This window comes from Methyloceanibacter marginalis (assembly GCF_001723295.1).
Taxonomy (GTDB): Bacteria; Pseudomonadota; Alphaproteobacteria; order Rhizobiales; family Methyloligellaceae; genus Methyloceanibacter; species Methyloceanibacter marginalis.
In genome coordinates, this window is record NZ_LPWD01000049.1 from 1 (window position 1) to 12884 (window position 12884).

Below are 12884 nucleotides of genomic sequence, written 5' to 3' on the forward strand. Positions count from 1 at the left end.
GTCTGCGCATGCAAAAGACCATGCAGCGCGACTGCTCCGTGTTCCGCACCAAGGAGGTGCTTGCCGAAGGCGTGAAGGGCGTCAAGCAGGTGTGGGACGACGCGGCGGATATCGACGTCACCGACCGCTCGCTGATCTGGAACACCGACCTGATCGAGACGCTCGAGTTCGACAATCTGATCAGCCAGGCCGCCGTTACCGTGCAAGGCGCGCTCGCCCGCGAGGAATCCAGAGGCGCACACGCCCGCGAAGACTTTCCCAAGCGCGACGACGCCGACTGGATGAAGCACACTTTGTCCTACGCGGACTACGGCACGCACACGGTGAGGCTCGATTTCCGGCCCGTACACACCTACACGCTGTCCAACGAGGTCGCCTATATCGAGCCCAAGGAGCGCGTGTACTAGCATGCGAAAGATGCGAGCGCGCCACGCCGTCTGGCTTGTCCTCGTTCTCGTCTTGCTCGGCCTCGTCGCTATCTTCGTCACCAACGATGTCTCCACCGCACTGACGGAAGACGATGCGGCCTATGCCGAACGCGTCCTGCGCGAGACCGGACATGGCGATCTCGTGGGCCAGAAGCCGGCAACGAGCTTCGGCGAGCAGGTGAACACCATTCTCGCCGTCCAGGACGCTGTGCTCTCGACCGCCCCCAAGAACAAGGGGCTTCCGCTCGGGCAGCCCCGCGAGCTTCGCGATCTCTATGAAGCAAAGCGCGGTCTCTGCTACGACCGCAGCCGCGCCATCGAGAAGGTGCTGAGCCATCTCGGCTACGAGGTGCGGCATGCTGCCGTCTATTCGACGGAAGACGGAAGCAGCCCGCTCAAAGCCCTCCTCAAGCAAAAGGCCCGGTCCCACGCGGTCACCGAGGTGAAGACGGAGCATGGCTGGCTGGTCATTGACTCCAACCGGCGCTGGATCGGGCTCACCAGCGACGGCCAGCCCGTCGCTCTCGGAGCACTGCAAGACAAAAGCGCCGAGCAAGCCTGGGACCCGCGCCTGCAAGAGGACATGAGCCCCATCCTGACAGGCCCTTACACCTACCTCTATGGCCTCTATTCCCGGCATGGGCGGTTCTATCCGCCCTATACGCCGGTCCCCGACGTGGATTGGGGTCAGATTCCCTACAACGTCACGGGGTGACCTGGCTGGCCAGCAGCTTTCCCACCACGTCCTGAACCGAGGCGAAATCGAACGGCTTCATGAGGATGAGCTGGTTCTCGAAGTCGGCCTCCAGGCCGCCGTCCCCTTGTCCCGTGGCAAAAGCAAAGGGAATCCCACGGCTGAGAAGGGCGCGCGCAAGCGGGTAGGAATCGCCGTCGCCGAGACGAATATCGAGGATGGCCCCGTCTAGGGCGGCCGCCGTGGCAAATTCGATCCCGTCCGCGACGGACCGCACCGGACCGACCACCTCGCAGCCGAGTTCGGTCAGCCAGTCCTCGACCATCATTGAAATTAGGGGCTCGTCATCGACGACCAGGATGCGCGGCACCGGAAAGACCCTTACATTACCCGCCGGAAGCTTATTGTATCAGGGAGATGGCCGGTTCGCTATGACCGGCTTTGCTGTGTCTTAGCCAACGGAAACCGCAGTGCCGCATCGTCTGCTCAAAGCCAACCGCCTCCTCCGAAATTCGAGGACGATCATCGTTGTCGGCTTGGGCCTGGTGGCCGCGGCCGTGATCGCCGTGGCGGTGCTTGTTGTGCGTTCGAGCGAGGCGGATTTCTGGCTCGCGCACACCATCAAGGTCCAGCAGGCGGGCGAAGCCCTGCTGAGCGAGGTCCAGCTGGCGGAGGGCGCCAAGCGGGGCTATCTGCTGACGCGCGACAGCGACTATCTGATCGAATTCAACCAGTCCACGGCCACCATACCGCGCCTGTTCGTGGAATTGGGAGACCTCGTCGCCGACAATTCCGAGCAGGGCGCCCGTCTTGATAAGCTTGGCCCTCTCGTAGACGCGAAGCTCGCCGAGATGGACGACACGCTCGCGCTCGATCAGCGAGGCGACCGCGCCGACGCGATCGCGACCATCCAATCCGCCCACGCCGAGGGACTCTCCAAGTCGATCCGCGACGAGCTGTTCACGTTTCTCAACGCCGAGCGCTCGCTCCTCAACCAGCGCCAGGAAATGGCATCCAACCTCCGCCGCTGGCTGGCGGCGTCGGCGTGGCCCTCGCGGCGATGGTGCTCACCGCCCTTCTCGCCATCGGCCACACGGCACGCGGTCGCCGATCTCATCGCGCGCACCCAGGAGCTGGAGGAAGAATCGTTGCGCCGCCAGGAGGCGGAAGATTCGCTGCGGCAGGTGCAGAAGATGGAGGCCGTCGGCCAGCTCTCCGGCGGCATCGCTCACGACTTCAATAATCTTCTGACCATCATCATGGGCAATCTCGATACCCTGAAGCGGCGTATCACCGATGCGAAGAAGGACAAGACCAGCAAGACGATCGTCGCCAAGCTCGAGAAGCCGGTCGATGCCGCCATGTATGGCGCGCGCAGCGCAGCGCAGCTGACGCAGCGCCTCCTCGCCTTCTCGCGCCGCCAGGCACTGGACCCGGTGCGCGTCGACATGAACCGGCTCGTCACCGATATGACGGACCTGTTGAAGCGCAGTATCGGCGAGCAGATCAGTGTCGAGACGGTGCTCGGCGCAGGCCTTTGGCCCGCCTTCATCGATCCCAACCAACTGGAAAATGCGCTGCTGAATCTCGCCCTCAATGCCCGGGCCGCCATGCCCGAGGGTGGCTGTCTCACGATCGAGACCGCGAACACCTATCTCGACGACGCGTACACGCGCCGCTTCGGCGACATCGAGCCTGGGCAGTACGTCGTGCTCTGCGTGACCGACACCGGAACCGGCATCCCCGCCAACATCATCGAGCACGTGTTCGATCCGTTCTTCTCGACCAAACCTGCCGGCGAAGGATCGGGACTCGGCCTCTCCATGGTCCACGGTTTCGTCAAACAGTCGGGAGGGCACGTGCGCATCTACAGCGAGGAGGGTCACGGCACCACCGTGAAGCTTTACCTGCCACGCATGAGCGCCGCCGAGGAACAGAACGCCGTACCCGCCGCCAAAGCCGAGGCGCAAACGCCGCCGCCGCGTGCCGGGTCTCAGGAGACCATCCTGCTCGTGGAAGACAACGATGGCGTCCGGGAATACGCCGCGACCGTGCTTCACGGGCTGGGCTATGCCGTACTCGAAGCTTCCGACACCGTGGCCGCCATCGAGCTTCTGGCCACCAAACCGCCCATCGATCTCTTGTTCACCGACGTGGTTCTGCCGGGCGGCCTCAACGGGCGGACGCTTGCGGACGAGGTCAGGCGGAAATATCGGGATCTGCCCGTGCTGTTCACCACCGGCTATACGCGCAACGCCATCGTTCATCAGGGGCGTCTCGACCGCGACGTCGATCTCCTGAACAAGCCGTACACCGCACAGGATCTCGCCCGAAAGATCCGGGAGCTGCTGGACCGCGCCTGACATCGGATAAACCCGGCGCTAACCAAGGTCAGAACCGATTTTGATCTTTTAGCCGCCCTTGGCGTTGACCCTCGACAATTGCTCGACAATTCGAGCCAAATTCGCAGGGAAGCGAGGTTCAGCCATGTACACACGCTACCGGGGGTACATTCTGCAAGGGCAAGCCGCCCGGCCGGGCTGGCAGGTGCGAATCCGTCCGTCGCGGCCGGGCGTGCCGATCCTGAGCCGCGGCAGCGTCGACGCACCCACGTTGGATGACGCTATCGCCGAGGCGGAACGGCGCATCGATCGGCTGCTGTGGGAGGCGCGCATCCGGGCCTGATGCGGCTATCTCTCCCTTGCCCGGACCGCTTTGACTGGCTACGAACTAACTAAAATGGCGGTCAAAACCGGCCTGGGCAGAGGAATCGATAGAAATGGTCCAGTTCACGCTTCCCAAGAACTCCAAGATCAAGAAGGGCAAGGCCTGGAATCCGCCCGCCAAGGACGCGGACGCCGGGCGCTGGCGCGAATACCGCATCTACCGCTACGACCCTGAAACCGGCGACAACCCGCGCGTCGATACCTACTGGGTCGACATGGACGATTGCGGGCCGATGATTCTGGACGCCCTCATCTGGATCAAGAACAACATCGACGCCACGCTGACCTTCCGCCGCTCCTGCCGCGAAGGGGTGTGCGGTTCCTGCTCCATGAATATCGCCGGCACCAACACGCTCGCCTGCACCATGCACGCCGACGACGCCAAGGGCTCGATCGCCGTCTATCCGTTGCCGCACATGCCGGTGATCAAGGATCTGGTGCCGGACATGACGCAGTTCTACGCGCAGCACCGGGCCATCGAGCCGTGGCTGAAGACCGACAGCCCCACGCCCCAGAAGGAATGGCGCCAAAGCCACGACGACCGCGAGAAGCTCGACGGCCTTTACGAGTGCATCCTCTGCGCCTGCTGCTCCACCGCCTGCCCGTCCTATTGGTGGAACAGCGACCGCTATCTCGGCCCGGCCGTTCTGTTGCAGGCCAATCGCTGGGTGGAGGATTCACGCGACGAACGCACTGGCGAGCGCCTCGACGATCTGGAAGACCCGTTCCGGCTCTATCGTTGCCACACCATTCTCAATTGCACCAAGGCCTGCCCCAAGGGCCTGAACCCGGCGGCGGCTATCGCCAATCTCAAGCGCAAGATGGTCGAGCGAACTTAAAGCGCGCTCAAGCAGCGAAGCGGTAGCGCATAAGAAAAGCGCTCAAGCAGCGAAGCGGTAGCGCATCACAAAAGCGCTCAAGTAGGCCAGAGGCCGGTAGCGCAACCAATAGAGGAGCGTAGCGAACCCGTGATCGATCATATCGGCATGCCGGTCAGCGACATCGCCCGCGCCACCGAATTCTATATGAAGGCGCTTAGCCTCTCGGCATCGCGGTGATCATGCAAATCTCCGCCGAGCAGAGCGGTAACGGCGCCGCCGTCGGCTTCGGCGCGGAAGGAAAGCCGTTCTTCTGGCTGGGAGAAGACGAGAAGGCGGGAGGCCACGTGCATGTGGCCTTCGCCGCGCAGTCGCGCGCCGACGTCGATGCGTTCTATCAGGCGGCGCTCGCCGCGGGCGCCAAGGACAACGGCGCGCCGGGGCTCCGCCCCATCTATCACGCCAATTATTACGGCGCCTTCGTGCTCGACCCGGACGGCAACAACATCGAGGCCGTGTGCCACGCGCCGGCTTAGGCGCTCAAGCAGCGAAGCGGTAGCGCATAAAAAAGCACTCAAGCAGCGAAGCGGTAGCGCGTGAGATAAACCGCTCAAGCAGCGAAGCGGTAGCGCATCATAAAGCGCTCAAGGTGCGAAGCTGTAGCGCGACGTTAAACGCGCTCAAGTAGCGCGAAAGCGCGGTAGCGCAAAAATCACGTCCGCGGACAGCGCGGCAACGAGAACACGCAAGACGGCACCTCCGACCGGCGCATCTCCTCGGCCTTCTTGGGGTCGTCCTCGCTCTGCCAGTCGTAGGGGCTGCGCACTTCCATATGCGCGTAGCTCACGCGCACCAGCGTATCCTTCTCGAAGGTGAGGCTCGCCGTGCACGTCGCCTTCTGCTTGTTCCCCTCGCCGCTCGAGGCACGGGCCCGCCGCCTGTATAGTGATAAACCAGCGTCTCGGTGGTCTTGCCCGCAGGGATGCGCGAACGCGGCTGGCCGGCGCAGCGCAGGACCTCGTCCTTCCTCATGCCGATATAGGGCTTGCCGTAATCGACCTGGCTGAGCTGCCGGATGGCGTCCTCGGGGCCGGAGCCCCCGCCGCCGCAACTCGAGACGAGAGCCGCCGCCACGGTCAGGGCGGCCAACGGAGCCAAACGCATTTGCAAGTTTCCGCGCAAATCCATGCCTTTTCATAAGCCTGAGAAGGCCCTAACGCCAGATTGCGCGGCTTTTGGGGCAGGGGCAACCGGCTTGGCTGCATGGATCGCAGCCACGAAATGCGGCCGCTTCGTCACACTTTCACAAAGCGAAACAATTGCGTCCGGACCGGACACGTTTTGTCACGCGCGGACATCGGCGGGACAAATGCAATCGGTAGGGTCTCCCCATGCCGAGGACCAACGCAAGGAGGTCCGAAATGACTATTGCGCTCCGCGCCGGCGCGCTGGCGCTTGCGCTTCTCGCCGGGACTGTGATGACCGCCGCGCCCGCCATGGCCGATCGCGGTTACCACGATCGGTCCTGGGGCAAGTCTTGGAACAAGAAGCACTACCAGCATAACCGCCATCGCGGGTATGCCCGTAAAGGCTACAACAACCGCTACGGCTGGGATCGGCGATACAGTCACAGCCGCTACGGCTATCGCCGTCCGGCTCCCGGCTGGTTCTACGGCGCCCCGGGATTCTCGATCATCATCCGATAGCGCTACACGCCAAAGGCACCACGCGTACGTAAGAAGGACGGAGCATCGAGCTTCGTCCTTCTTTTTTGTGCAGGCCGAGATGCGCAGACAGAACGCCCGGTGATCACAGAACCGCGACATGTTGGCGGCAACCGGAACCCGCACCTACGCTCATCCGTTTTACCATTATGGAACAAGCCAACGAACGGAGGCTTCTAATGAAGAACATGATTCGCCATAGCGCCCTGGCCTTGTCGCTGCTGGCCGGCGCCGCTCTGATCGCAGCACCCGCTTCCATGGCCGAAGCGAAGTCTATCCAACGCGACGGCTATTTCGGCGGCACCTACGAGCCTATCGGTCCGAGGAACAACCGCTACGTGAAGCGCCATTACCGCAACTACGGTTACAACCGTAGTTACTATGGGCCGCGCTACAGCTATTACGGCAACCGCTATCGTTACGGCTACCGTGCGCCGTACGGCTACGGTTACGACCGCGGCCCGGGCTTCAGCATCACCATTCGCTAAGCCCTACAAAAACCGAGCATTGTGAACCCCCTCCCAACCGGAGGGGGTTCCCGCATGCGCAGAAGGGGAACACGACCCATCCTCCCGAGTTTAAGTCTTAAGGACGCGGGTCCGAGAGCCAGGAGGAGGTTTCGATGGGACTGCGACTTGAGCAAGCGATCTGTCTGAGTCTGGCAGGCGGGTTCGCCGTGATCGCGCCGCCGACCTTTCCGCGGAAGCGCGACCCCGAACCCCAGGCGAGCGAGACGGAAGCAGTAGACGGCCGCGACCCGGTGAAGCCGAGCGCTGCTAGTAAGCGATCGCGAAATAGATCACGTAGAGCCAGTTGAAGAAGCCGTGGATGATGGCCCACAGGATTGAGTGGTTGTTGTCGTACGAGATGGCGATCGCGAGCGCCGTCCCGAAGCCGATCCCGTACTGCGCGCCTGTCCAGGTATAGGTCATAGAGGTCTCCATGCTGCTGGCCTTGTCGGCACCACGCTATCCTTTTGCTTCGGCCCCGCGCTAGACTGCGCCGATGACACACACACATTTCATTTTCCCGCCCGCGGTTCTGTGCTGCTTGCTCTTCTCGGCGGAACGCCGGCTGCCGCCCGCGATGCCGGCGTGGCGGAAGGCGTCACCAAGAAAGAACTATCCGTCGAGCCGTTGGCAGGAGACGCAACCAAGCAGGTTGTCACCGACTACTACCGTTTCCCGCCGGGCACCGTGCTGCCGTGGCATATCCATCCGGGAGCGCACGAGATCTCCTATGTGCTTTCGGGAGAGATGATCCTCGAGGTCGAAGGGGAGGACCCAAGACATTTGAAGGCGGGCGAAAGCTTCTACCTGCATCCCGACAAGATCCATCGCGGCCTGAACCAGGGCTCCGAGCCGGTCGAGCTGTTCGTCGTCCGGATCAAGCCGGTGGATCAGCCCCTGGCCGAGGACGTGGAGCCGCCGAAGACGGAACGCTAGGCGGCCCGGCGCGGCTTGAGCAGAGCGCGTAAGCCCACGGCCCAGGCGCCGGCCACCACCACCCAGTAAAACACCTTGGCGGGCGTACCCAATTCCATGCCGAGCGCCGAGCCGGCGAAGGTGCCGAGGCTCGCCACCAGCGTGTAGAACGCGGCGAAGGCGAGCACGAAGCCGGTGGCGAAACGCGGCCGGAAGAAGCCGATGGCGGTCCCGACCCCTCCCCAAATGAAATTGACCCCTGCCTGGAGCGGGTTCAGGCGAAAGCCCGGCGGGAAGCTCTGAGGATCGGTGTCGAAGCCATAGAAGAGATAGGACACGAGCATGATGCCGCCGAGCGCCAGGAAATAGGCGGTGCAGCGCGCCGCCCACACCACGAGCGGCAGCGGCGGGGTGCGGTCGAGCTCCTCGTCCGTCGGCGCAGGCCGTTCTGCGGCCCTGACCGGCCCTTTCTCCGCCATACGAACCTCGTCCTTGGGATTCCGTCCTTACAGACCCTAGCCGATAGCGCGGGTCACGGTCCATCTCCGGTGGCGGGAGATGGGCGCGCGCGCTGTCGCAAAACGGCACCTTGCGCGAACGCCCGATTGCATTTAACCAACCAGCGAGTTCATCAGGGCCGGAAATGCGGACGATGCGGCCATTTTAGGGTGCCTTTTTCCAAAAGGGGGTTTTCATGGCGCGGAGTAAGATTGCATTGATTGGCGCGGGCCAGATCGGCGGCACCATCGCCCATCTTGCCGGCATCAAGGAGCTTGGCGACATCATCCTGTTCGATGTGGTCGACGGGGTTCCCCAAGGCAAGGCGCTGGACCTCTCTCACTCCGCCCCCGTTCATGGCTTCGTGCCCAAGGTCAAGGGCGCCAACGAATACGCCGAGATCAAGGACGCCGACGTGGTGATCGTCACCGCCGGCGTGCCGCGCAAGCCCGGCATGAGCCGCGACGACCTGCTCGAGATCAATCTGAAAGTGATGGAGCAGGTGGGCGCGGGCCTTCGGAAATACGCGCCCGAGGCCTTCGTCATTTGCGTCACCAACCCGCTCGACGCCATGGTCTGGGCGCTCCAGAAGACCTCCGGCCTGCCCCGCAACAAGGTGGTCGGCATGGCCGGCGTGCTCGATAGCGCCCGCTTCCGCTTCTTCCTCTCCGAGGAGTTCGACGTGAGCCCGCAGGACATCCATGCCATGGTGCTCGGCGGTCACGGCGACACCATGGTGCCGCTGATCCGCTATTCATCGGTGGCCGGTATCCCGCTTGCCGATCTCGTCAAGATGCGCTGGATCACCCAGAAACGCCTCGATGAGATCGTCCAGCGCACCCGCGACGGCGGCGCCGAGATCGTCGGTCTGCTCAAGACCGGCTCCGCCTATTATGCGCCGGCGAGCGCCGCGCTCGACATGGCCGAGTCCTATCTCAACGACGAGAAGCGGGTGCTGCCCGCCGCCGCCTATCTCAACGGCGAGTACGGCGTGAAGGGTATTTATGCCGGTGTGCCCGTCATCATCAGTGCCAAGGGCGTCGAGCGCGTCATCGAGCTCGATCTGTCCTCGGCCGAGAAGGATGCCTTCATGCATTCGGTGGAGTCGGTGAAGGCGCTCGTCGAACTCTGCCAGCGGATCGCACCCAACCTCGCCTAGGCATCCCGCCTGGACGTTCAAACACGAAGCCGAGCGAATGAACATTCACGAATACCAGGCCAAGGACCTCCTCAAGGCCTATGGCGCCCCTGTCGCCAAGGGCCACATTGCCGCCACGGCGGAAGAAGCGGCCGAGAAAGCCAAGGGCCTCGAGGGCGAGGTCTTCGTCGTCAAGGCGCAGATCCACGCCGGCGGGCGCGGCAAAGGCGGCGGCATCAAGCTGGTCAAGACGCTTGAGGAGTTGCACGCCGAGGCCGACCGCATGCTCGGCAAACCGCTGATCACGCCCCAGACCGGGCCGAAGGGCCGCATGGTGCGTAGCGTCTATGTGGTCGAGGACACCTCCATCGCGCGCGAGCTCTATCTCTCGCTGCTGGTGGACCGGGCCACAGGCCGCGTGGCCTTCGTCGCCTCAACCGAGGGCGGCGTGAACATCGAGGAAGTCGCGGCCAATACGCCCGAGCTCATCACCACGATCGACGTGGACCCCGCCACGGGCTTGAGCGGCTTCCATGGCCGTGTCATCGCCTCAGCCCTGAAGCTCAAGGGCGACCTCGCCAAGCAATGCGCCAAGCTGATCAAGACGCTCTACACGCTCTTCATGGAGAAGGACGCGAGCCTCATCGAGATCAACCCGCTCGTGGTGACCGGCGACGACAGGCTCGTCTGCCTCGACGCCAAGATCGGCTTCGAGGACAACGCGCTGTTCCGCCATCCCGACATCGAAGCCTTGCGCGACATCCACGAGGAGGACCCGGCGGAGGTCGAGGCCTCCAAGCACGACCTCTCTTACGTCAAGCTCGACGGCTCGATCGGCTGCATGGTCAACGGCGCGGGTCTCGCCATGGCCACCATGGACATCATCAAGCTCTATGGCGGCGAGCCGGCGAACTTTCTCGATGTCGGCGGCGGTGCCACCAAGGAGCGCGTGACCGAGGCTTTCAAGATCATCCTCTCGGACCCCAACGTGAAGGGCGTGCTCGTCAACATCTTCGGCGGCATCATGCGCTGCGACACCATCGCTGAGGGCATCATCGCCGCGGCAAAGGAAACCAATCTCGCCGCGCCGCTGGTCGTGCGCCTCGAAGGCACCAATGTGGAGCGCGGCAAGGAGCTGCTATCCAATTCTGGCCTCGCCATCATCCCGGCCGACGACCTCGACGACGCCGCCAAGAAGGCCGTCGCCGCCGTCAAGGCTGCGGCTTGATTTTTGCGGCCCGATCTTTGCAGTACTCTCTTTCCGCCTTTTGTCACCAATCCTTCCGCTAACCGGCCTAACCTCACATCATGTCCGTACTCGTCGATAAGAACACGCGCGTCCTCTGCCAGGGCTTCACCGGCTCGCAAGGCACCTTCCACACCGAGCAAGCCATCGCCTACGGCACCAAAATGGTCGGCGGCGTCACGCCCGGCAAAGGCGGCACCACCCATCTCGACCTGCCGGTCTTCGATACGGTTCGCGAGGCGGTCGAGGCGACCGGCGCCGAAGCGTCCGCCGTCTACGTGCCGCCGCCTTTCGCCGCGGACGCCATTCTGGAGGCGATCGACGCTGGCGTAGCCCTCGTGGTGGCGATTACCGAGGGCGTGCCCGTCCTCGACATGGTCAAGGTCAAGCGGGCGCTGTGCGAATCGGGCACTCGCCTGATCGGCCCGAACTGCCCGGGCATCATCACGCCGGGCGAATGCAAGATCGGCATCATGCCGGGCCATATCCACACGCCTGGCCGGGTGGGGATCGTCTCCCGCTCGGGCACTCTCACCTACGAGGCCGTGGCGCAGACGACCGCGGTCGGCCTCGGCCAGACCACCTGCATCGGCATCGGCGGCGATCCGGTCAACGGCACGAACTTCGTCGACGCGCTTTCTCTCTTTCTTGAGGACGACGCCACCGAGGCCATCATCATGATCGGCGAGATCGGGGGCAGCGCCGAGGAAGAGGCGGCGGAGTTCCTCATCGCGGCGGGCAACAAGAAGCCGATCGTGGCTTCGTGGCGGGCGCCACGGCGCCGCCCGGGCGCCCGCATGGGTCATGCCGGTGCCGTCATCTCAGGCGGCAAAGGCGACGCAAAGAGTAAAATTGAGGCAATGCAAGAGGCTGGTATCGTGGTCGCGCAATCCCCTGCGGCCCTTGGAACGACCCTTGCAGGAATTTTCAAGTAACGGAGCGCCGGGCGCCTAACGGTCGCCTTGATTGCCCTTCAGGCCGGTGTTCCAGTTACGGACCGGCAGGTTGGTGCAATGACACGACACGAACTGAACGAGGTGTTTGCCCGCACGTCGTTCTTGGATGGCGCGAACGCGCCTATCTCGCTGAGCTCTACGCGCTCTACGAGGCGGACCCCTCCTCCCTAGGCCCCGAATGGCAGAGCTTCTTCGCCAGTCTCGGCGACGACGCGGCCGCGGTGCTTGCCGATGCGCAAGGCCCCTCCTGGGGGATTGGCCGCACCACGCTGCCCATGACGGCGCCGCCGTCCGGCGCGCTGACGCAGCAGCAGGCGCTCGATGCGGCCCGCGACACGCTCGGCGCCCGCATGCTGATCCGCGCCTATCGCACCCGGGGCCATCTCATCGCCCAGCTCGACCCGCTTCGCCTCATCGACCGAGGCGAGCATCCCGAGCTCAACCCAGCCACTTACGGCTTCACCAAGGCCGACTACACGAGACCGATCTATATCGGCGGTGCGCTCGGCTTCGAGTTCGCCAATCTGCGCCAAGTGCTCGATGTCCTGAACAAGGCCTATGCCGGGAGCATCGGCTTCGAGTACATGCACATCTCCGATCCCGAGCAGCGCGCCTGGATGCAGGAGCGCATCGAGAGCGCGGAGGTGAGCTTCACCGACCAGGGCAAGCGCGCGATCCTGACCAAGCTCATCGAGGCGGAAGGCTCCGAGCGCTTCCTCAACGTCAAATATACCGGCACCAAGCGCTTCGGCCTGGACGGCGGCGAATCCATGATTCCGGCGCTGGAGCAGATCATCAAGCGTGGCGGTCAGCTCGGCGTGCGCGAGATCGTCATCGGCATGCCTCATCGCGGGCGCTCAACGTGCTCGCCAACGTCATGGCGAAGACCTACCGCGCCATCTTCAACGAGTTCCGCGGCGGCTCGGCCCAACCCGACGACGTCGAGGGCTCCGGCGACGTGAAATATCACCTGGGCGCGTCGTCGGACCGCGAGTTCGACGACAACCGCGTTCACCTGTCGCTGACCGCGAACCCCTCGCATCTCGAGATCGTCGATCCCGTGGTCCTCGGCAAGGTGCGCGCCAAGCAGGACCAGATGGGTGATAAGGAGCGCAAGGAGGTGCTGCCGCTCCTGCTGCATGGCGATGCCGCCTTCGCCGGCCAAGGCGTGGTCGCCGAATGCTTGGGGCTGTCGGGCTTGCGCGGCCACCGCACCGGCGGCTCGATCCACT

General features: G+C 63.9%; 15 protein-coding genes and 3 pseudogenes. 13 read left to right on the forward strand and 5 right to left on the reverse strand.

Annotated elements, in window-relative coordinates; all coding sequences use genetic code 11:
- Positions 1 to 407: pseudogene (locus AUC71_RS02495) on the forward strand (succinate dehydrogenase/fumarate reductase flavoprotein subunit); the annotation flags it as partial.
- 1 nt (position 408) lies between these two features.
- Positions 409 to 1143: a hypothetical protein gene (locus AUC71_RS02500; protein WP_069623000.1), complete on the forward strand. Its 735-nt coding sequence runs from the start codon at positions 409 to 411 to the stop codon at positions 1141 to 1143.
- Here the strand turns inward: AUC71_RS02500 and AUC71_RS02505 are convergent.
- On the reverse strand, positions 1133 to 1492 hold the full coding sequence (locus AUC71_RS02505) for a response regulator (RefSeq protein WP_083238011.1): 360 nt from the start codon (positions 1490 to 1492) through the stop codon (positions 1133 to 1135). The genes AUC71_RS02500 and AUC71_RS02505 overlap by 11 nt on opposite strands.
- A 100-nt stretch (positions 1493 to 1592) precedes the next feature.
- Between AUC71_RS02505 and AUC71_RS02510 the strand changes: the two genes are divergently transcribed.
- The 4 genes and pseudogenes from AUC71_RS02510 (at position 1593) to AUC71_RS02525 (ending at position 5202) form a co-directional block, all read left to right on the forward strand.
- Entirely contained in the window at positions 1593 to 3485 is a 1893-nt protein-coding gene (locus tag AUC71_RS02510) for a CHASE3 domain-containing protein (RefSeq protein ID WP_083238012.1), read from the forward strand.
- A gap of 124 nt (positions 3486 to 3609) precedes the next feature.
- Positions 3610 to 3807, forward strand: coding sequence for a hypothetical protein (locus tag AUC71_RS02515; RefSeq protein WP_069623001.1), 198 nt, complete (start codon positions 3610 to 3612; stop codon positions 3805 to 3807).
- 94 nt (positions 3808 to 3901) lie between these two features.
- Positions 3902 to 4687: a succinate dehydrogenase iron-sulfur subunit gene (locus tag AUC71_RS02520; protein ID WP_069623002.1), complete on the forward strand. Its 786-nt coding sequence runs from the start codon at positions 3902 to 3904 to the stop codon at positions 4685 to 4687.
- A 129-nt stretch (positions 4688 to 4816) separates the two neighbouring features.
- Positions 4817 to 5202 (forward strand): annotated as a pseudogene (locus AUC71_RS02525) (VOC family protein).
- A 176-nt stretch (positions 5203 to 5378) separates the two neighbouring features.
- Here AUC71_RS02525 and AUC71_RS19130 read toward each other — a convergent pair.
- Together AUC71_RS19130 and AUC71_RS18445 are read right to left on the reverse strand one after the other, a co-directional pair.
- On the reverse strand, positions 5379 to 5519 hold the full coding sequence (locus AUC71_RS19130) for a hypothetical protein (protein WP_158007672.1): 141 nt from the start codon (positions 5517 to 5519) through the stop codon (positions 5379 to 5381).
- On the reverse strand, positions 5510 to 5830 hold the full coding sequence (locus AUC71_RS18445) for a hypothetical protein (protein WP_141701392.1): 321 nt from the start codon (positions 5828 to 5830) through the stop codon (positions 5510 to 5512). Before AUC71_RS18445 ends, AUC71_RS19130 begins: the two co-directional genes overlap by 10 nt.
- Before the next feature lie 257 nt (positions 5831 to 6087).
- Between AUC71_RS18445 and AUC71_RS02530 the strand changes: the two genes are divergently transcribed.
- Both AUC71_RS02530 and AUC71_RS02535 read left to right on the forward strand, forming a co-directional pair.
- Positions 6088 to 6372: a hypothetical protein gene (locus AUC71_RS02530; RefSeq protein ID WP_069623003.1), complete on the forward strand. Its 285-nt coding sequence runs from the start codon at positions 6088 to 6090 to the stop codon at positions 6370 to 6372.
- A gap of 197 nt (positions 6373 to 6569) precedes the next feature.
- Entirely contained in the window at positions 6570 to 6878 is a 309-nt protein-coding gene (locus AUC71_RS02535) for a hypothetical protein (protein WP_069623004.1), read from the forward strand.
- Between the two features lie 288 nt (positions 6879 to 7166).
- Here AUC71_RS02535 and AUC71_RS19925 read toward each other — a convergent pair whose 3' ends face one another.
- Positions 7167 to 7334 (reverse strand): hypothetical protein, encoded by a 168-nt coding sequence (locus AUC71_RS19925; RefSeq protein ID WP_193427003.1) that lies wholly within the window; start codon positions 7332 to 7334, stop codon positions 7167 to 7169.
- A 99-nt stretch (positions 7335 to 7433) separates the two neighbouring features.
- Here AUC71_RS19925 and AUC71_RS02540 point away from each other — a divergent pair, with 99 nt between their 5' ends.
- On the forward strand, positions 7434 to 7835 hold the full coding sequence (locus AUC71_RS02540) for a cupin domain-containing protein (protein ID WP_069623005.1): 402 nt from the start codon (positions 7434 to 7436) through the stop codon (positions 7833 to 7835).
- On the opposite strand, the gene AUC71_RS02545 is transcribed toward AUC71_RS02540, so the two are convergent.
- Positions 7832 to 8293, reverse strand: coding sequence for a hypothetical protein (locus tag AUC71_RS02545; RefSeq protein ID WP_069623006.1), 462 nt, complete (start codon positions 8291 to 8293; stop codon positions 7832 to 7834). The two genes, AUC71_RS02540 and AUC71_RS02545, sit on opposite strands and share 4 nt — an antisense overlap.
- 215 nt (positions 8294 to 8508) lie before the next feature.
- Here AUC71_RS02545 and mdh point away from each other — a divergent pair, with 215 nt between their 5' ends.
- From mdh to AUC71_RS02565, 4 genes and pseudogenes are all read left to right on the forward strand, one after another.
- On the forward strand, positions 8509 to 9471 hold the full coding sequence (gene mdh, locus AUC71_RS02550) for a malate dehydrogenase (protein ID WP_069623007.1): 963 nt from the start codon (positions 8509 to 8511) through the stop codon (positions 9469 to 9471).
- Positions 9472 to 9508: 37 nt separating this feature from the next.
- On the forward strand, positions 9509 to 10678 hold the full coding sequence (sucC, locus tag AUC71_RS02555; protein WP_069623008.1) for an ADP-forming succinate--CoA ligase subunit beta: 1170 nt from the start codon (positions 9509 to 9511) through the stop codon (positions 10676 to 10678).
- 80 nt (positions 10679 to 10758) lie between these two features.
- Positions 10759 to 11631 carry a succinate--CoA ligase subunit alpha gene (sucD, locus tag AUC71_RS02560; protein WP_069623009.1) on the forward strand — a complete coding sequence of 291 codons (873 nt, stop codon included), beginning with the start codon at positions 10759 to 10761 and terminating at the stop codon, positions 11629 to 11631.
- Between the two features lie 78 nt (positions 11632 to 11709).
- Positions 11710 to 12884: pseudogene (locus tag AUC71_RS02565) on the forward strand (2-oxoglutarate dehydrogenase E1 subunit family protein); the annotation flags it as partial.

Coding starts and splice junctions, on each gene's coding strand:
- AUC71_RS02545 (WP_069623006.1), bottom strand. CDS start 8,293: ATGGCGGAGAAAGGGCCGGTCAGGGCCGCAGAACGGCCTGCGCCGACG.
- AUC71_RS02515 (WP_069623001.1), top strand. CDS start 3,610: ATGTACACACGCTACCGGGGGTACATTCTGCAAGGGCAAGCCGCCCGG.
- AUC71_RS18445 (WP_141701392.1), bottom strand. CDS start 5,830: ATGCGTTTGGCTCCGTTGGCCGCCCTGACCGTGGCGGCGGCTCTCGTC.
- AUC71_RS02520 (WP_069623002.1), top strand. CDS start 3,902: ATGGTCCAGTTCACGCTTCCCAAGAACTCCAAGATCAAGAAGGGCAAG.
- AUC71_RS02535 (WP_069623004.1), top strand. CDS start 6,570: ATGAAGAACATGATTCGCCATAGCGCCCTGGCCTTGTCGCTGCTGGCC.
- AUC71_RS02500 (WP_069623000.1), top strand. CDS start 409: ATGCGAAAGATGCGAGCGCGCCACGCCGTCTGGCTTGTCCTCGTTCTC.
- AUC71_RS02530 (WP_069623003.1), top strand. CDS start 6,088: ATGACTATTGCGCTCCGCGCCGGCGCGCTGGCGCTTGCGCTTCTCGCC.
- sucC (WP_069623008.1), top strand. CDS start 9,509: ATGAACATTCACGAATACCAGGCCAAGGACCTCCTCAAGGCCTATGGC.
- mdh (WP_069623007.1), top strand. CDS start 8,509: ATGGCGCGGAGTAAGATTGCATTGATTGGCGCGGGCCAGATCGGCGGC.
- AUC71_RS19925 (WP_193427003.1), bottom strand. CDS start 7,334: ATGGAGACCTCTATGACCTATACCTGGACAGGCGCGCAGTACGGGATC.
- sucD (WP_069623009.1), top strand. CDS start 10,759: ATGTCCGTACTCGTCGATAAGAACACGCGCGTCCTCTGCCAGGGCTTC.